Here is a 17,497-nt window from a genome sequence, read left to right as displayed (position 1 = left end):
GCTACCGTGTGCCGCGTGCGGATCCGGCAGACCGACCCCCGGCGTGCATACTTCTGAGGTAGAGGTGTGTGGCGGGTCCGGTCGCCGACAATCACCCGTTCGGACCCAGCAGGAAGTGTTCATGACGAAGCTGTCCGTAGTAGTCCCCTGCTACAACGAAGAAGCCGTGATCGACCGCTTCGACCTGGAGATCCGCAGGGTCCTGGACTCCCTGCCCGTCGAGTACGAGGTCTGCTACGTCGACGACGGCAGCCGTGACGGCACCCTCGCCAAGCTCCGCGAGATCGCCGCCGAGCACGGCGACCGCACCCGGTACGTCTCCTTCAGCCGCAACTTCGGCAAGGAGGCCGGCATGCTCGCCGGCCTGCGCGAGGCCACCGGCGACGCAGTCGTGATCATGGACGCCGACCTCCAGCACCCGCCGGAGCTCATCGCCACCATGCTCGACTACTACCGGCAGGGCCACGACCAGATCATCGCCCGCCGCACCCGCGAAGGCGACAAGAAGGTCCGCTCCGCGCTCAGCCGCCTCTACTACCGCGGCGTCAACCGCTGGGTCGACGTGGAGCTCACCGACGGCGTCGGGGACTTCCGCCTGCTGTCCCGGCCGGCCGTGGACGCGCTGCTGTCCCTGCCCGAGTACAACCGCTTCTCCAAGGGGCTCTTCTCCTGGATCGGCTTCGACACCGTCCACTTCGACTACCGCAACGCCCAGCGCGAGGCGGGCGAGACGAAGTGGAAGTTCGGCTCGCTGCTGAACTACGCCATGGACGGGCTGATCTCCTTCAACAACCGGCCGCTGCGGATCGGGATCTGGGCGGGCGTGTCGCTGGTGGGGCTGACCGTCCTGTACGCCATGGTCATCGCCATCATGGCCATGACCAACGGGGTCACCGCACCCGGCTACGTCACCCTCGTCGCGATCATCACCGGCATCGGCGGCGTCCAGATGATCATGCTGGGTCTGATCGGCGAGTACATCGGCCGGATCTACTACGAGACCAAGCGCCGCCCGCACTTCCTGGTGAAGGAGGCGCACGGCGCGGACCCGCAGGCCCGGCCCGACGCCCCCGGGGTCCGGCCCGGCGCCCGCGAGCGAGGCGGCCTGTCCGCCTCGCGCCCCACGGTCTCCGCCGAGCACGAGGTGCGCTGAACCATGCGCAGCCAGCTCGGCCAGATCTTCCGCTTCGGCCTCGTAGGCGCCGTCAACACCGGCACCTTCTTCGTCATCTACCTGCTGCTGCACCCGTGGATGCCGTACTTCCTGGCCTACACCCTCGCCTTCCTGCTGGCGATGGTCGGTTCGTTCTTCATGAACACGTACTTCACCTACCGGACCAAGCCCACCTGGAAGAAGTTCCTGCTCTTCCCGCTGACGAACATCACGAACTACGTGATCCAGTCGGTCGGGCTCTACGCCCTGGTCACCTGGGCCGGACTCGACACCCGGATCGCCCCGCTCGTCGCCGCGGTCGTGGCCATCCCCTTCACGTACCTGCTCTCCCGCAAGATCCTCGTCCCGGGCGCGGCCGCCGCCGCCGAGGACCCGGAGCCGGCCCGCAGCGGCTCAGGGGCCTGAGTCCACCGTCTGAAACCCCTGCGCGGTCGCGGCGCACCACCCCGTAGATTGAGGTGGGCAGACGTACCGGCAAGGGGCAAGGGGACAGACGTGTCAGCGGCTAGGCAAGGTGTCGTGGACGCCCGCAGGATCGTGGTCAAGGTCGGCTCCTCCTCCCTGACCACCGCGGCCGGCGGACTGGACGCCGACCGGGTGGACGCCCTGGTCGACGTACTGGCCAAGGCGCGCAGCGGCGGCGAGAAGGAGATCGTCCTCGTCTCCAGCGGCGCCATCGCCGCCGGGCTCTCCCCGCTCGGCCTGCGCCGCCGCCCCACGGACCTGGCCCGGCAGCAGGCCGCCGCCAGCGTCGGACAGGGCCTGCTGGTCGCCCGCTACACGGCCTCCTTCGCCCGGTACGGGGTCCGCGTCGGGCAGGTGCTGCTGACCGGCGACGACACCAGCCGCCGCGCCCACTACCGCAACGCGTACCGGACCCTGGACCAGCTCCTGGCCATGGGCGCCCTGCCGGTGGTCAACGAGAACGACACCGTCGCCACGGACGAGATCCGCTTCGGCGACAACGACCGGCTCGCCGCCCTCGTCGCCCACCTGGTCCGCGCCGACCTCCTGGTGCTCCTGTCCGACGTGGACGGCCTCTACGACGGCGACCCGTCGCTGCCCGGCACCACCCGCATCGACGAGGTGCGCGGCCCCGAGGACATCGCGCACGTCTCGATCGGCAGCGCCGGCAAGGCGGGCGTCGGGACCGGCGGCATGGTCACCAAGGTCGAGGCGGCGCGGATCGCGGCCGCGGCCGGCATCCCGGTCGTCCTCACCTCGGCGAGCCAGGCGGCGGACGCCCTGGCGGGCCGGCTCACCGGTACGCACTTCCACGCCACCGGCCGGCGCTCGGCGGACCGGCTGCTGTGGCTCCAGCACGCCTCGACCCCGCAGGGGCACCTGGTCCTGGACGAGGGCGCCGTACGCGCGGTGACCGAGCGCGGCAGCTCCCTGCTGCCCGCCGGGATCGCGGCCGTCGAGGGCGACTTCGTCGCCGGCGACCCGGTGGAGCTGCGCGGGCCCGACGGCCGCGCCGTGGCCCGCGGGCTGGTCAACTTCGACGCCAAGGAACTCCCGCAGCTGCTGGGCCGCTCCACCAGGGAGCTGGCGAAGGAACTCGGCCCGGCGTACGAGCGCGAGGTCGTACACCGCGACGATCTGGTCCTGCTGGAGGGCTGAGGTTCGGTAAAACCGCCGCGCGGCGGCCCGGGGACTGGTCAACTGTGAGGGGCGGACAGGCATGGCGCAGACAGGAGGCGGGCTGGTGAGACGAGCGCTGACCAGCATCAGCGGCGGCGGGGACGACGAGCAGGGCGAAGCCTCCCGTCTCTGGCACGTCACCCTGAGCGTCTCCGGCAAGCCGGCGCCGCTGTCGGAGGTCCGGCGCGGCCTGGAACAGCTCGCGCACGACCACCCCTTCCTCCTGACCAGCCGGTACGCCGACGACCACGCGGAGATCCGGTACTGGGAGGAGGCCCGCGACCTCCACGACGCCGCGGCCGTCGCCCTGCGCCTGTGGGGTGAACACCGCTCCTCGGCGCAGCTCCCGCCGTGGGAGATCGTCGGCTTGGAGGTCATCGACCGCGCGACCTACCACCTCCGGGTCGCGGAGGGGTACGGGCCGCCCCCGGCGCACCCCGTGGGAGTCCACCCGTACTAGGGGGTGTCGTCAGTCCGGTCTGGCCGGCGGGGTCGGGTGCGCACGATCCCCGGACCGGGTCGGCAGGCGTCCGAGGCGAGAACGCCGGGTCGTGGGGGCGTCTCGGGGGGTGGAACCCCGTCCGCCCCGGCGGGGCCGGGGACTACCCTGGGCGGCATGACCTCGCTCGACGCCCCCGCCTCGCCCGTGATCGCCACCGCGCAAGCCGCCCGTACCGCCGCCGCGGCCATCGCCCCACTCCCGCGGTCCGCCAAGGACGCCGCGCTGCTGGCCATCGCGGACGCGCTGGTGGCCCGTACGGCCGAGATCGTCGAGGCCAACGCCGCCGACACCGCCAAGGCCCGCGAGGCCGGCACGAGCGAGACCGTCATCGACCGCCTCACCCTCACCCCCGACCGCGTCGCGGCCATCGCCTCCGACGTCCGGGACGTCGCCGCCCTCCCCGACCCCGTCGGCGAGGTCGTCCGCGGCTCGACCCTCCCCAACGGGATCGACCTCCGCCAGATCCGCGTCCCCCTCGGCGTCGTCGGCATCATCTACGAGGCCCGCCCCAACGTCACCGTCGACGCCGCCGCCCTCTGCCTGAAGTCCGGCAACGCGGTCCTGCTGCGCGGCAGCTCCTCCGCCTACGCCTCCAACACCGCCCTCGTCGCCATCCTCCGCGACGCCGTCGAAGGCGCCGGCCTGCCCGCCGACGCGATCCAGCTCGTCCCCGGCGAGTCCCGCGACTCCGTCCGCGAGCTGATGCGCGCCCGCGGCCTCGTCGACGTCCTCATCCCGCGCGGCGGCGCCTCCCTCATCAAGACCGTCGTCGAGGAGTCCATCGTTCCGGTCATCGAGACCGGTACCGGCAACTGCCACGTCTACGTGGACGCCCAGGCCGACCTCGACATGGCGGTGGACATCCTCGTCAACTCCAAGGCCCAGCGGCCCTCGGTCTGCAACTCCGCGGAAACCCTCCTCGTCCACCGCGACATCGCCGACGCCTTCCTGCCGCGCGCCCTCGACGCCCTCGCCGACGCCGGCGTCACCGTCCACGGCGACGCCCGGGTCCTCGCGGCCGCCGAGCACTCCAAGGCCACCGCTCTGCCCGCCACCGACGAGGACTGGGCCGCCGAGTACCTCTCGTACGACATCGCCGCCGGGGTCGTGGACTCCCTCGACGACGCCGTCGCCCACATCCGCCGCTGGACCTCCGGCCACACCGAGGCGATCGTCACCACCTCGCAGGCCGCCGCCCGCCGCTTCACCCAGCTGGTCGACTCGACCACGGTCGCCGTAAACGCGTCCACCCGGTTCACGGACGGTGGCCAGTTCGGCTTCGGCGCCGAGATCGGAATCTCCACCCAGAAGCTGCACGCCCGGGGCCCGATGGGCCTTCCGGAGCTGACCTCCACCAAGTACATCGTCACGGGCGACGGTCACGTCCGGTAGTCGGACCCCACACACCGGGTGGCCGGATTTCTCGCACACCCTGCCCAAAGCGGTTCCCCCGGTCTACGCTGGTGCCGTGCCGGACGACGTGGGGGGCAAGTTCCCGGACGACGGGGAGCCCGACAACGACGACCGCGGAGGCGCGGATCAGGACTTCGCCTCCGTGGTGTTCGACGAGGACTTCGTCCGGAGCGCCGAGATCCATGAGCCGAGCGCCGTGGAACGCCAGCGGGCCGCCGACCGGGCGCGCGCGGAGGCGGAAGCCGCCCGCGCCGTCGCCGGCGGCTGGACCTCCGACGACGACTACGACGGCTACGGCTACGGCCGCCCCGGCGGGTACGGCATCGACGAACCGGGCTGGGACCACGGCCCCGGCTACGCGGAGGGTCCCTACGGGGCCTACGGCGGCGCGCTGCGGCCCTATCGCGGCCGCTCTCCCTGGCTGCGTCCGGTCGCCTGGGTGCTCGCCTTCGTGATGGGCCTCGGCATGGTCGCCCTGGCCTTCAGCGCCGTCTACCGCAGCGCATCGAGCGACGCGGACCACACGCCCGCTCCCGCCACCACCCCGCTCACGGAAGTCAGTGGCGCCGGAGCGTTTACGTACCCCGTCGGCCGCCAACCCTGAAGGTACGACCCCTCTCGCGTTCACCGGAGCCAGGGGGCTTCTCTGAAGCGGGGACAGCGGGGAGAAGCGATGGCCGTGCCAGGAGATCCACCCGACGGCACCCCCGAGGGCATCGGCGGGGGCGACGAGGAATTCCGGTCGGACGAGTACCGGTCGGTGGTGTTCGACGAGGACTTCGTCCGGGCTGCCCGGCTCCAGGAGTTCTCCGCCCAGGAGCGCATGGGCGAACACGCACGGGCCGTACGCAGCCGGTCCATCTGGTCCGGAGGCGGCCCCGGCAAGCCCGGGACCAGCACGCCCGGCCGCAGCGCCCGCCAGGGCATGCTGCTGGTGCTGCTCATCGCCACGGCCTTCGCCGTGGCCGTCTACATGGGCCTGAGCAACCCGACCATGCCCGTGGACGCCGGCCGCACCGATCCGCTGACCAGCACGATCGTGCCGCTCGCGCCCGCCGCCGCCGTACCCGGCGGACGTCCCGTCGACCTGTACGCGAGCAGCCCCGCAGCCGACTACCGCGTCGGGGCGGCCGGGATCAGCCTGCCCGCCGCGCGCCGCACCCACCACTTCACCGAGGGGCAGGTCGTCACCGCGCTGTCCATCGCCAAGGACTACCTCGTGCAGTCCTCGCTGGACCCCGACGTGCTCGCCGGGGCCGCCACCCGGCCCGTGCGGGTCCTGCTCGACCCCGATCAGCTGGCGCAGTTCGACCGCAGCATGACCTCGCCGGCCGGCGACGGCCGGCACGCCGCCACCGGCTGGCTGGTCCGCTTCGATCCGGGCACGGCCACCGTGGCCGACACCCGGGTCCGGGTCAGCGGAACCCTCGCCTTCGAGGAGATCTCCGCGGACGTCCTCGAAGTGACCACCGACCACACCTTCGTGTACGCCGTGCGCCCGGCCACCGGATCCCCCGCCGCCGCCGACGGCGCCTCGCTCTTCACCATCCGGCGCGAGCTGCGGATGCGCTTCGACGCGGAAGACCTCACGACCCGCCGCGCGGAGCTGGTCTCGGCCTATGTGATGGCCGGGCCGCAGGCCTGCTCCACCGAGCCCGCCGAGGGCTTCCGCCCGGTCCTGGCCGGGGCCGGACCGACCACGGTCGGCCCGGCCGCGAGCGACCCGTACGCCAGCGGCACCCCGAGGCGCACCGCCGGGCTGTGCGGCGTACTGGCGCCGCCCACGCCCGCCGGTACCGCCCCCGTCAGCCCTGCTCCGTAGCCCCGCCCTTGGCCTCGCCGGCCCCGTTCGCGCCCCCGCCGGCCGCGCCCGTGAACCTGTCGCGCAGCTTGCCGCCGACATCGGCCGCTCCGCCCGCGATGTCGCCGACCAGCTTGAACAGCGGGTCCTTGCTGTTGCGCACCGCGTCCGCGTAGTGCGAGGCCGACTCCCGGAAGGAGTCCGTCACCGAGGTGTCCTTGTCCTCCTCGCGCCGCGGGTAGTGGCCGTCCATGATCCGCTGGTAGTCCCGGTTCTGCGACCACTTCTTCAGCTCGGCCGCCCGCACGGTGGTGAAGGGGTGCGTCCGCGGCAGCATGTTGAGGATCTTCAGCACGGAGTCGCGCAGGTCGCCGCCCGCCTCGTACTCCTCGGCCTGGGCCAGGAAGGAGTCCACGTTCATCTCGTGGAGGTGGTTGCCGCCCGCGAGCTTCATCAGGCCGCGCATCGAGGCGGTCACGTCCTGCCCGACGAGCAGCCCCGCCCGGTCCGCCGACAGCTCCGACTTGCGGAACCACTCGCGCAGCGCGGTCACGATGGCCATGATCGCCACATTGCCCAGCGGGATCCACGCCACCTTCAGCGACAGGGTCGTCAAGAACAGCAGGATCGTGCGGTACACCGCGTGCCCCGACAGGGCGTGGCCCACCTCGTGGCCCACGACCGCCCGCATCTCCTCCTCGTCGAGCAGCTCGACGAGGGCCGTCGTCACCACGATGATCGGCTCGTCCAGCCCGATGCACATCGCGTTCGGCCTCGGGTCCTGCTGCACGTACATCTGCGGGACCTTCTCCAGGTCCAGGATGTAACAGGCGTCGCGCAGCATCGCGTACAAGTGCGGGAACTGGGTCTCGCCCACCCGGACGGAGTCCGACAGGAAGAGCAGGCGCAGGCTCCGCTCCGGAAGCAGTCCGCTCAGGGCCTTGAACACGGTGTCGAACCCGGTCAGCTTGCGCAGCGCCACCAGCGCCGAGCGGTCCGCCGGGTGCTCGTACGCGCGTGAGGAAATACCGGGGAACCTCCTGCGGTCCCTCGCCGGCACCTTCTCGAACCCGGTCTCCGTCATAACGCCCTCCCCCTTGATCGGCCTGAGTGCTTCTGCGTCTATCCTCTCCAACGCCTGAGTCGGCGTGAGCGTGCCCCAGGCCCCCGCATACGATGTGGGCGAAGTCTCCGCTCGCTCCCCGACTCGATAGGTATCTGCCTGATGAGCCTCTCCTCCACCGCCCACAACCTGGTCGTTCTCGCGTCGGAGGGCGCCGAGCAGCACGGCGGCAACCACGACAGCCTGAACCCGTACCTGACCGGCGGCGGCGCGCTGTTCATCCTGCTCCTGATGCTCTGGGTGACCACGCGCCTGAACCGCGACCGCTGAACCGGTCGCCACGCACCCGCTCGATCGCGGGTCGGCACCGCTCCGCCGGGCCAGTAGGCTCTGCGCTCATGGGAGAGCAGGAGATGCCTACCGGCCCGGTCAAGCGCCGGCTCGGCGTGATGGGCGGGACATTCGACCCGATCCACCACGGACACCTGGTGGCCGCCAGTGAAGTGGCCGCCCTGTTCCACCTCGACGAGGTGGTGTTCGTACCGACCGGCCAGCCGTGGCAGAAGTCGCAGCGCGCCGTGTCCCCCGCCGAGGACCGCTATCTGATGACGGTCATCGCGACGGCCTCGAACCCCCAGTTCTCGGTGAGCCGCATCGACATCGACCGCGGCGGGCCGACGTACACGATCGACACCCTGCGTGATCTGAGCGCCCTCAACGAAGACGCCGACCTCTTCTTCATCACCGGTGCCGACGCCCTCGCCCAGATCCTGACCTGGCGCAACGCCGACGAGCTCTTCTCGCTCGCCCACTTCATCGGAGTCACCCGGCCGGGCCACGTGCTCAGCGACGACGGGCTCCCGGAGGACGGCGTCTCCCTGGTACAGGTGCCCGCGCTGGCGATCTCGTCCACGGACTGCCGCACCCGGGTCGCCCAGGGGGATCCTGTCTGGTACCTGGTGCCCGACGGTGTGGTGCGCTACATCGACAAGCGTGAGCTGTACCGGGGAGCCTGAGCTTCCGGAGAGAGGGGCCCCGCGGTGAACGACCGACAGGATCAGTACGACCGGTACGATCCGCACGCAGCCCAGGAGCAGCAGCTCATCGGCTACGACCCGTACGGGCGGCCGGTGTACGGCCAGGTGCCCGCGCAGCCCGCCCCCGGGCAGCAGTACGAGCAGGCGTACGAGCAGCAGCAGTACGGCTACGACCCCCAGGGCTACGGTCAGCAGGCACAGCAGGCGTACTACCAGCAGCCGCATCAGCCGGCCGCCCCGGAGTACGGGCAGCAGGAGTACCCCCAGGCCCCCGCCTACGGGTACGAGGCGCAGCAGACCGGGCAGTGGGTCCCGCAGCAGGCCGCCCCCGAGCCGCCCGCCCCCGCCCCGGCCCGCGAGGCCGAGCCGGAGCCGCCGCGCCCCGACCGGGTCCCCGAGCCGCGCCGGCCCGAGGGCGGGACGTCCGACCCGGACTACCGCACCGAGCAGTTCGCGTTCATCGACCAGCCGGACGAGGACTCCGAGGACGTCATCGACTGGCTCAAGTTCACCGAGAGCCGGACCGAGCGCCGCGAGGAGGCCCGGCGCCGCGGCCGCAACCGGGTCGTCGCCCTGATCGTCGTCCTCGCCCTCTTCGTCGTCGCGGGCGCCGGCTACCTCTGGTACGCGGGCAAGCTGCCGTTCCTCGAAGGCCCCGGCAAGAAGGGGGGCGCGGCGGCCGCCGCCGGCCCGCAGAAGCGCGACATGATCGTCGTCCACCTGCACAACACCAAGAAGGGCGGCACCTCCACGGCGCTGCTCGTCGACAACGTCACCACCGAGAAGGGCGCCACCGTCCTGCTGCCGAACACGCTGGGCGTCACGAAGGACGACGGGACCGGCACGGCCCTCGGCAAGGCGGTCGAGGAGGGCGGCCTGGGCGTCAAGGACTCCCTCGACTCGGTGCTCGGCACCCGCATCGGCGGCACCTGGCGCCTGGACACCCCCTTCCTGGAGAACCTGGTCGAGCTGGTCGGCGGCATCGAGACCGACACCGACGTCGCGGTCCCGGCCGACGACGCGGCCAAGGTCCCGGCCGTGGGGCAGGGCCCTAAGCAGCACCTCAGCGGGGCGATGGCCGTCGCGTACGCCACGTACCGCGGCCAGGGCGAGCCCGAGGCCAAGCAGCTGGACCGGCTCGGCAAGGTGCTCTACGGGGTGCTGCGCAAGGTTCCCGGCGACGCGAAGTCGGCGACCGTCACCGTCGAGAGCATGGGCCAGATCCTCGACCCCTCCCTGAACGCCCAGACCCTCGGCTCGCTGCTGGCCAAGCTGGGCGAGCACGCCAAGGAGGGCGCGTACCGCACGGACGTCCTCGCGGTGAAGCCGGACGGCACGCTCACCGACGACGCCAACAAGAACGTCGTCAAGGAGGTGCTCGGCGGCAGCTTCACGGCGGCCCAGGCCGGCACCGCGCCGCGCGTGGGCCTGAAGGACGCCACCGGCGACGACAAGACGCAGATCGCGGCGAAGGCGGCGCTGCTGAACGGCGGCTACACCTTCGTGGACGGCGGCAAGGCCGACAAGGCCCAGTCCGCCACGCAGATCACGTACCAGGACGACGCGCAGCGGACCAAGGCGGTCGACGTCGCCAAGACGCTGGGCCTGCCGGAGACCGTCGTGAAGAAGGGCGAGAACGCGGTCAACGCCGACGTCGTGGTGACCCTCGGCAAGGACTACAAACCGTCCTGACCAGGCCCGGGGCCGGGCCTGATCCGGCTCTCGGGCGGTGCCCCGGCCCGCGCGGGACGTTCCGCGCGGGCGGGGTCGGCGGTACATGAGACCCTTGTATGGATCTGCCCGCCAACCCGAAAGCATGGCCAGTGACCGCCACGGACCGCTCCATCGAGCTCATCACCGCCGCCGCCCAGGCCGCGGCCGACCGGCTCGCGCACGACATCATCGCGTACGACGTCAGCGACGTGCTGTCGATCACCGACGCCTTCCTGCTCGCCTCGGCGCCCAACGACCGCCAGGTCAAGTCGATCGTCGACGAGATCGAGGAGCGCCTGCTCAAGGAGCTCGGCGCCAAGCCGGTGCGCCGCGAGGGCGACCGCGACGCCCGCTGGATCCTGCTCGACTACATCGACATCGTCGTCCACGTGCAGCACAGCGAGGAGCGGGTCTTCTACGCGCTGGAGCGCCTGTGGAAGGACTGCCCCGAGATCGAGCTGCCCGAGGACGCCAAGCTCACCAAGGGCAAGGCGGAGGAGCACGCCAAGCTGCGCGAGGCGGCGGGCGACGAGGACCTGGACGGTGATCTGTTCTGAGCGCGACCGCCACCCGCAAGACGGGCCGGAAGATCGTTCTCTGGCGCCACGGTCAGACCTCGTGGAACCTGGAGCGCCGCTTCCAGGGCTCCACGGACATCGAGCTGACCGAGACGGGTGTGGCGCAGGCGCGCCGCGCCGCCCGGCTGCTCGCCTCCCTGAAGCCGGCCGCCATCGTCGCGTCGGACCTGCGGCGGGCCTCCGCCACGGCCGCCGAGCTGTCCGCCGTCACGGGCCTGCCCGTGACGCACGACGCCGCGCTGCGCGAGACGTACGCCGGTGAGTGGCAGGGCCTCACGCACGAAGAGATCATCGCGAAGTACGGCGAGCAGTACGCGGCGTGGAAGCGCGGCGAGCCCGTCCGCCGCGGTGGCGGCGAACTGGAGACCGAGGTCGCCGACCGGGCGGCGCCGGTGGTGCTGGAGCACGCCGACAGGCTGCCGGACGGTGCCACGCTCGTCGTGGTCAGCCACGGCGGAACCATCCGTACGACGATCGGCCGGCTGCTGGGCCTGGACGCGTACGACTGGGAGAGCCTGGGCGGGCTCTCCAACTGCTGCTGGTCGGTCCTCGGCGAGGGCGCCCGCGGCTGGCGTCTGATGGAGCACAACGCCGGCACGCTGCCGGAACCGGTGCTCGGCGACGACGACTGAGCCCGCCTCAGGGCGGCTCCCACCCGGATTTCACTTTCCGGCTGGTCACAGGCTAGAGTTCTTCTTGTTCGCAGCGCGGAACACCGGAAACGGGGGGAGCGCGGCGGAGAGCGGGGCTATAGCTCAGTTGGTAGAGCGCCTGCATGGCATGCAGGAGGTCAGGAGTTCAATTCTCCTTAGCTCCACAATCAGGATCCCGTCCCCAACAGGGGGCGGGATCCTTCCGTTTGTTCCTTCGGTGCCTGCTGACCTGGCCCGTACCCGCGTGGCAGAATCGGGACCGCCGGAGGGGGAGTCGACGGCCCGACGTGGGAGGGAGTCGCTGACGGATGGGTGCACACCGGCGGCGGTGCGACTGGTGCAACAACGGCACGCCGATCGTGCGGGACATGGACCCGGTCAACCCCGACTACCAGTACTGGTGCGAGGAATGCGCGCGGGCGCTGATCATAAAAGGCGACCCGATCGAGACGTACCGCGAGCTGGAAGGGGAGCCGATCTACGGGCGGCTGCTCGACGAGCACTGCACGCTCAAGCGGTTCTACCAGTTCGCGAGAGCGTAGCGACGGCGTCCGGGGCGCGGAGCCACTGCACGGAAGAGGGACGAACCGGGCGAGATCGAGCGCCCGGAAACCGATTTTTGGACCTGGGCCATGACCGTGTAATGTTCTCGATGTCGCCAGGGGGAACCGGCAAGGGAAACCGAGCAGGGGCCCGGCGGCAGAGAAGCAAGGGGCTATAGCTCAGTTGGTAGAGCGCCTGCATGGCATGCAGGAGGTCAGGAGTTCAATTCTCCTTAGCTCCACAGAAGAGAAGCGGGCCACCCGGATCGGGTGGCCCGCTTCTCGTTGTGCGGAACGGTCGAGCGCCGGTCTGGGCCGCTGCGGTACCCTGGCGCCATGCGTGCCGTACGCCTTCTGCTTACCGAGCCGCGCTGATCAGTACCGACCCTCCGAGACGGTCGGCATCGGCGCGGCGCCCCCTCCTGTGCGAGGGGTTTTTTCGTTTGGGCAGGCAGAGACGGCAGAGACGATCGATGGAGCTTCAGAAATCATGAGCGAGACGAACACCCCGGCCCCCGAGGCGGCCGAGGCGCACCGTTACACGGCTGCCATGGCCGCCGACATCGAGGCACGCTGGCAGGACGTATGGGACGCGCAGGGCACGTACGAGGCCCCGAACCCGACCGGTGACCTGGCCGGTGACGCGGCGGTCGTCGCGCGCCCCAAGAAGTTCATCATGGACATGTTCCCGTACCCGTCCGGTGCGGGCCTGCACGTCGGCCACCCGCTGGGGTACATCGCCACCGACGTCTTCGCCCGCCACCAGCGGATGAGCGGCCACAACGTCCTGCACACCCTGGGCTTCGACGCCTTCGGCCTGCCGGCCGAGCAGTACGCCGTGCAGACCGGCACGCACCCGCGCGTCTCCACCGAGGCGAACATCGAGAACATGAAGGTCCAGCTGCGCCGGCTGGGCCTGGGCCACGACAAGCGCCGCTCGTTCGCGACGATCGACCCGGACTACTACAAGTGGACCCAGTGGATCTTCCTGCAGATCTACAACTCCTGGTACGACGCGGACGCGGCCAAGGCCCGCCCGATCGCCGAGCTGGTCGCCGCTTTCGAGGACGGCTCCCGCGAGGTCCCCGGGGGCCGCTCCTGGGCCGCCCTGACCGCGGGCGAGCGGGCCGACGTGCTCAACGAGTACCGACTGGCGTACGCCTCGGACGCGCCCGTCAACTGGTGCCCCGGGCTGGGCACCGTACTGGCCAACGAGGAGGTCACCGCGGACGGCCGCTCCGAGCGCGGCAACTTCCCGGTCTTCAAGGCCAAGCTGAGCCAGTGGAACATGCGGATCACCGCCTACGCGGACCGCCTGCTGGACGACCTGGACGCGCTGGACTGGCCCGAGGCCATCAAGCTGCAGCAGCGCAACTGGATCGGCCGCAGCGAGGGCGCGCGCGTCGACTTCGCGGTCGGCGACGACGCCATCACCGTGTTCACCACGCGCCCCGACACCCTGTTCGGCGCCACCTACATGGTGCTGGCGCCCGAGCACGGCCTGGTCGAGAAGATCGTCCCGGCCGCGTGGCCCGAGGGCACGCACCAGCTGTGGACCGGCGGCGCCGCGACCCCCGGCGAGGCCGTGGACGCGTACCGCAGGCAGGCCGCCGCGAAGTCGGACGTCGAGCGGCAGGCCGAGGCCAAGGACAAGACCGGTGTCTTCACCGGCGCGTACGCGGTCAACCCGGTCAGCGGCGACCTGGTCCCGGTCTTCATCGCGGACTACGTACTGATGGGCTACGGCACCGGCGCCATCATGGCCGTCCCGGCGCACGACGGCCGCGACTTCGAGTTCGCGCGCGCCTTCGAGCTGCCGATGCGCTGCGTCGTGGAGCCCTCGGACGACCGCGACGCCGACCCGGCGGAGTGGGAGGACGCGTTCTCCTCGTACGACGGCACCCTCATGAACTCGACCGGCGAGGGCATCTCCCTGGACGGCCTGGGCGTCGTCGAGGCGAAGGCCGCCGTCACGGCCTGGCTGGCCGAGCAGGGCATCGGCGAGGGGACGGTCAACTTCCGGCTGCGCGACTGGCTGTTCAGCCGCCAGCGCTACTGGGGCGAGCCCTTCCCGATCGTCTACGACGAGGACGGCGTGGCCCACGCGCTGCCCGCCTCGATGCTGCCGCTGGAACTGCCCGAGGTCGAGGACTACTCGCCGCGCACCTTCGAGCCGGACGACGCCGCGTCGAAGCCGGAGACCCCGCTGTCGCGGAACGAAGAGTGGGTCAACGTCGAGCTGGACCTCGGTGACGGGCGCGGGGTGCGCCCGTACCGCCGCGAGACCAACACCATGCCCAACTGGGCCGGTTCCTGCTGGTACGAGCTGCGCTACCTGGACCCGAACAACGCCACGGCGCTGGTGGACCCGGAGATCGAGCAGTACTGGATGGGTCCGCGCGAGGGCGCGCCGCACGGCGGCGTCGACCTGTACGTGGGAGGCGCCGAGCACGCGGTGCTGCACCTGCTGTACGCGCGCTTCTGGTCGAAGGTGCTGTTCGACCTGGGCCACGTCTCCTCGGCCGAGCCGTTCCACAAGCTGTTCAACCAGGGCATGATCCAGGCGTACGCCTACACCGACGCGCGCGGCGTCTACGTCCCGGCGGCCGAGGTCGAGGAGCGCGACGGCGGCTACTTCTACCAGGGCGAGCCGGTCAAGCGCGAGCACGGCAAGATGGGCAAGTCCCTGAAGAACGCCGTCACGCCGGACGAGATCTGCGAGGAGTACGGCGCGGACACCCTGCGCCTGTACGAGATGGCGATGGGCCCGCTGGACGTCTCCCGTCCGTGGGACACCCGGGCCGTGGTGGGCCAGTACAGGCTGCTGCAGCGCCTGTGGCGCAACATCGTGGACGAGGAGTCCGGCGCGGTCACCGTCGTGGACGGCGAGCCGGGCGAGGACACCCTGCGCGCGCTGCACAAGGCCATCGACGGGGCCGGTGCGGACATGGCGGGGCTGCGGTTCAACACCGCCATCGCGAAGATCACCGAGCTGAACAACTTCCTGACCAAGGCCGGCCGCCCGCTGGAGCGCTCGGTCGCGGAGCGGCTGGTGCTGCTGATCGCCCCGCTGGCCCCGCACATCGCGGAGGAGCTGTGGCACCGCCTGGGCCACACGGACTCGGTCGTCCACCAGGACTTCCCGGTCGCGGACCCGGCGTACGTCGTGGACGAGAGCGTGACCTGCGTGGTCCAGATCAAGGGCAAGGTCAAGGCCCGCCTGGAGGTGCCGCCGACGATTTCCGAGGGCGACCTGGAGAAGCTGGCGCTGGCCGACGAGGCGGTCGTGGCGGCGCTGGGCGGAGCGGAGATCCGCAAGGTGATCGTGCGCGCGCCGAAGCTGGTGAACATCGTCGTGTGACGCTCTGGCGACTGGCCGCTAGACCGGGCCGCGAGACCGGGCCGCGAGACCGGCCGCGAGACCGGACGCGAGACCGGGCCGCGAGGCCGGCCCTGTGACAGGTCGCGTGAGCAGGGCGTGACAGGGCGTGTGAGCAGGGCGTGTGACAGATCCGTGTCACGTATGACCCTGCCGGCCGGGGTCTAGGGGTTGTCCCGTACGGGCAGGTTGGGGGTTCGATTGGAACCCCCGACCTGCCCGTGGCGTTTACGGTGGAGGGGACGGAAACGGCAGGGGAAGGGAGCCTCTTATGGAGGCGGGCGCGTTGATCATCATCTTTGCCCTGTTGGTGCTGTTCGCCTTCCTGGGGCTGGGTGCCTGGGCCACCGTGAAGGCGGTCGGAGCGGCGAAGCGCGGCGTGGACCGCACGATCACGCAGGCCCGCCGGACCGTGGAGGACACCGCGCTGAAGGCGAAGAGCTTCGGGCAGGTGGGCGTGGCGGGGGCGCTGGCGCAGCTGCGGCTGGACCTGCGGACGTCGATGCGGGCCACGCAGCAGGCGCTGTACCAGGGGGTCCAGACGGACGCCTCGCTGAAGGAGTCGATCGGGCTGTTCGAGCGGCTGAGCGCGCACGGACACGAGCTGGACGACGAGCTGAAGCGGCTGGAGCAGGAGCCGGACCGGGGCCGGATCGGCGCGATGCTGCCCGAGCTGAAGGTACGGACCGCCAAGATCACGGAGGCGGCGGATTCGCTGCGGTGGGCCGCCCGCGAGCGGGCACGGCGCTTCGCGGAGGACGAGCTGTCGGCGCTGTCGGCGCAGATCGAGGTCGAATCGGGGGCGCTGCGGGACTGGTCCCGGGAATCGGTGGACGACCTGGCGGCCGCGGCTGCGGCGTGGGACGCACAGCAGCCGCCCGCGGGGCCCGCGGGGCGTCCCGGCTCCGCCGGGTCCGCGGGGCGGGTTCCGGAGCCCCCGGCGGCCCTGAACCCGACGTCCCCCAAGGCCGGCTACCCGTGGCAGAAGGCGCCGCGGCCGGAAACGACGACCTGAGCCGCGGGCGCTGAGCGGCGGCGGCGCGGCACCCTTCCTGTCCCCCTGGCCAGGGTCGGGCTGCCGTCACGCCCCCACGGGCGGTAACCTCCGGCTCATGTCCCGCCATGTCGCGATCGTCACCGATTCCACGGCCTACCTGCCCCAACCGGCCATGACGCGGCACGGAATCACCTCCGTCCCGCTGACCGTGGTCCTCGGCGACGAAGCCCTCGAAGAGGGCACCGAGATCTCGGCCCGCAGCCTCGCCCTGGCGCTGCAGAAGCGCCGCCCCGTCACCACCTCCCGGCCCAGCCCGGAGGAGTTCGTACGGGCCTACCAGGCGGCCGCGGAGGCCGGGGCGACCGGCATCGTCAGCCTGCACCTGTCCGCGGAGTTCTCCGGCACCTACGACGCCGCCGTCGTCGCCGCCAAGACCGCTCCCGTGCCCGTCCGCGTCGTCGACACCGGCATGGTCGCGATGGCCCTCGGGTTCTGCGCCCTCGCCGCCGCAGAGGTGGCCGAAAGCGCCGGCTCCGTCGACGAGGCCGTGGCCGCCGCCGAGAAGCGGGCCGCCGACATGTCCGCGTACTTCTACGTCGACACCCTCGACTACCTGCGCCGCGGCGGCCGCATCGGGGCCGCCCAAGCCCTCCTCGGCTCGGCCCTCGCCGTCAAGCCGCTGCTCACCCTGCAGGGCGGGAGGATCGAGATGCTGGAGAAGGTGCGCACCGCCTCCAAGGCCATCGCCCGCCTGGAGGAGCTGGCCGTGGAGCGGGCCGGGGCGGGCAGCGTCGACGTGGCCGTGCACCACCTCGCTGCGCCCGAACGGGCCGAGAAGCTCGCGCAGCGGCTGCGCGAACGCATCCCCGGCCTGGTCGAACTGCACGTCAGCGAGGTCGGCGCGGTGATCGGCGCGCACACCGGGCCGGGGCTGCTGGCGGCGGTCGTATCACCTCGCTGATCACCGGAACGAGTGGCTGAGTTATCCACACGGCTGGGAT

At 71.4% G+C, this 17,497-nt stretch carries 17 protein-coding genes and 2 tRNA genes; 18 read left to right on the top strand and 1 reads right to left on the bottom strand.

Annotation, left to right across the window (positions count from 1 at the left end; genetic code table 11):
* Window positions 1-121: 121 nt before the first annotated feature.
* The 7 genes from ACIBAD_RS09415 (at window position 122) to ACIBAD_RS09385 (ending at window position 6,555) form a co-directional block, all read left to right on the top strand.
* A complete protein-coding gene (locus ACIBAD_RS09415; protein ID WP_398905547.1) occupies window positions 122-1,153 on the top strand; it encodes a glycosyltransferase family 2 protein in 1,032 nt (343 codons plus the stop codon).
* Between the two features lie 3 nt (window positions 1,154-1,156).
* Window positions 1,157-1,579, top strand: a complete 423-nt coding sequence (locus ACIBAD_RS09410; RefSeq protein ID WP_134075465.1) for a GtrA family protein — start codon at window positions 1,157-1,159, stop codon at window positions 1,577-1,579.
* A gap of 90 nt (window positions 1,580-1,669) precedes the next feature.
* Window positions 1,670-2,797: a glutamate 5-kinase gene (proB, locus tag ACIBAD_RS09405; RefSeq protein WP_134075464.1), complete on the top strand. Its 1,128-nt coding sequence runs from the start codon at window positions 1,670-1,672 to the stop codon at window positions 2,795-2,797.
* A gap of 61 nt (window positions 2,798-2,858) precedes the next feature.
* Window positions 2,859-3,278: a hypothetical protein gene (locus ACIBAD_RS09400; protein WP_078988072.1), complete on the top strand. Its 420-nt coding sequence runs from the start codon at window positions 2,859-2,861 to the stop codon at window positions 3,276-3,278.
* A 156-nt stretch (window positions 3,279-3,434) separates the two neighbouring features.
* A complete protein-coding gene (locus ACIBAD_RS09395; protein ID WP_134075463.1) occupies window positions 3,435-4,712 on the top strand; it encodes a glutamate-5-semialdehyde dehydrogenase in 1,278 nt (425 codons plus the stop codon).
* Between the two features lie 76 nt (window positions 4,713-4,788).
* Window positions 4,789-5,337 (top strand): hypothetical protein, encoded by a 549-nt coding sequence (locus ACIBAD_RS09390; protein WP_134075462.1) that lies wholly within the window; start codon window positions 4,789-4,791, stop codon window positions 5,335-5,337.
* A gap of 69 nt (window positions 5,338-5,406) precedes the next feature.
* Window positions 5,407-6,555: a hypothetical protein gene (locus tag ACIBAD_RS09385; RefSeq protein ID WP_398905543.1), complete on the top strand. Its 1,149-nt coding sequence runs from the start codon at window positions 5,407-5,409 to the stop codon at window positions 6,553-6,555.
* Here ACIBAD_RS09385 and ACIBAD_RS09380 read toward each other — a convergent pair.
* On the bottom strand, window positions 6,539-7,618 hold the full coding sequence (locus ACIBAD_RS09380) for a M48 family metallopeptidase (RefSeq protein WP_134075460.1): 1,080 nt from the start codon (window positions 7,616-7,618) through the stop codon (window positions 6,539-6,541). The two genes, ACIBAD_RS09385 and ACIBAD_RS09380, sit on opposite strands and share 17 nt — an antisense overlap.
* 141 nt (window positions 7,619-7,759) lie before the next feature.
* On the opposite strand from ACIBAD_RS09380, the gene ACIBAD_RS09375 reads away from it, so the two are divergent.
* The 11 genes from ACIBAD_RS09375 to ACIBAD_RS09325 all read left to right on the top strand — a co-directional run bounded on the left by ACIBAD_RS09375 (window position 7,760) and on the right by ACIBAD_RS09325 (window position 17,457).
* Window positions 7,760-7,927, top strand: coding sequence for a hypothetical protein (locus ACIBAD_RS09375; protein ID WP_037836848.1), 168 nt, complete (start codon window positions 7,760-7,762; stop codon window positions 7,925-7,927).
* A gap of 68 nt (window positions 7,928-7,995) precedes the next feature.
* A complete protein-coding gene (gene nadD, locus ACIBAD_RS09370; RefSeq protein WP_134075459.1) occupies window positions 7,996-8,613 on the top strand; it encodes a nicotinate-nucleotide adenylyltransferase in 618 nt (205 codons plus the stop codon).
* Window positions 8,614-8,637: 24 nt separating this feature from the next.
* Entirely contained in the window at window positions 8,638-10,326 is a 1,689-nt protein-coding gene (locus tag ACIBAD_RS09365; protein WP_398905540.1) for an LCP family protein, read from the top strand.
* Window positions 10,327-10,457: 131 nt separating this feature from the next.
* Window positions 10,458-10,904 (top strand): ribosome silencing factor, encoded by a 447-nt coding sequence (gene rsfS / locus ACIBAD_RS09360; RefSeq protein ID WP_030159316.1) that lies wholly within the window; start codon window positions 10,458-10,460, stop codon window positions 10,902-10,904.
* The gene (locus ACIBAD_RS09355) at window positions 10,901-11,557 is read left to right on the top strand and encodes a histidine phosphatase family protein (protein ID WP_398905921.1); all 657 of its coding nucleotides are present in this window, start codon (window positions 10,901-10,903) and stop codon (window positions 11,555-11,557) included. The genes rsfS and ACIBAD_RS09355 overlap by 4 nt, the downstream gene beginning before the upstream one ends.
* A gap of 112 nt (window positions 11,558-11,669) precedes the next feature.
* Window positions 11,670-11,742 (top strand) — tRNA-Ala (locus ACIBAD_RS09350).
* A 144-nt stretch (window positions 11,743-11,886) separates the two neighbouring features.
* Window positions 11,887-12,120 (top strand): hypothetical protein, encoded by a 234-nt coding sequence (locus ACIBAD_RS09345; RefSeq protein WP_008738908.1) that lies wholly within the window; start codon window positions 11,887-11,889, stop codon window positions 12,118-12,120.
* Between the two features lie 169 nt (window positions 12,121-12,289).
* Window positions 12,290-12,362 (top strand) — tRNA-Ala (locus tag ACIBAD_RS09340).
* Between the two features lie 248 nt (window positions 12,363-12,610).
* Entirely contained in the window at window positions 12,611-15,481 is a 2,871-nt protein-coding gene (gene leuS / locus ACIBAD_RS09335) for a leucine--tRNA ligase (protein WP_398905538.1), read from the top strand.
* A 289-nt stretch (window positions 15,482-15,770) separates the two neighbouring features.
* The gene (locus tag ACIBAD_RS09330) at window positions 15,771-16,514 is read left to right on the top strand and encodes a hypothetical protein (protein WP_134075456.1); all 744 of its coding nucleotides are present in this window, start codon (window positions 15,771-15,773) and stop codon (window positions 16,512-16,514) included.
* 97 nt (window positions 16,515-16,611) lie between these two features.
* The gene (locus ACIBAD_RS09325) at window positions 16,612-17,457 is read left to right on the top strand and encodes a DegV family protein (protein WP_134075455.1); all 846 of its coding nucleotides are present in this window, start codon (window positions 16,612-16,614) and stop codon (window positions 17,455-17,457) included.
* The last annotated feature ends 40 nt before the right edge of the window (window positions 17,458-17,497 follow it).

It is taken from the genome of Streptomyces sp. NPDC051109 (assembly GCF_044455885.1).
Taxonomy (GTDB): domain Bacteria; phylum Actinomycetota; class Actinomycetes; order Streptomycetales; family Streptomycetaceae; genus Streptomyces.
The sequence above is the reverse complement of the archived record's forward strand: the minus strand, read 5'-3'. Positions and strand labels throughout refer to the sequence as shown.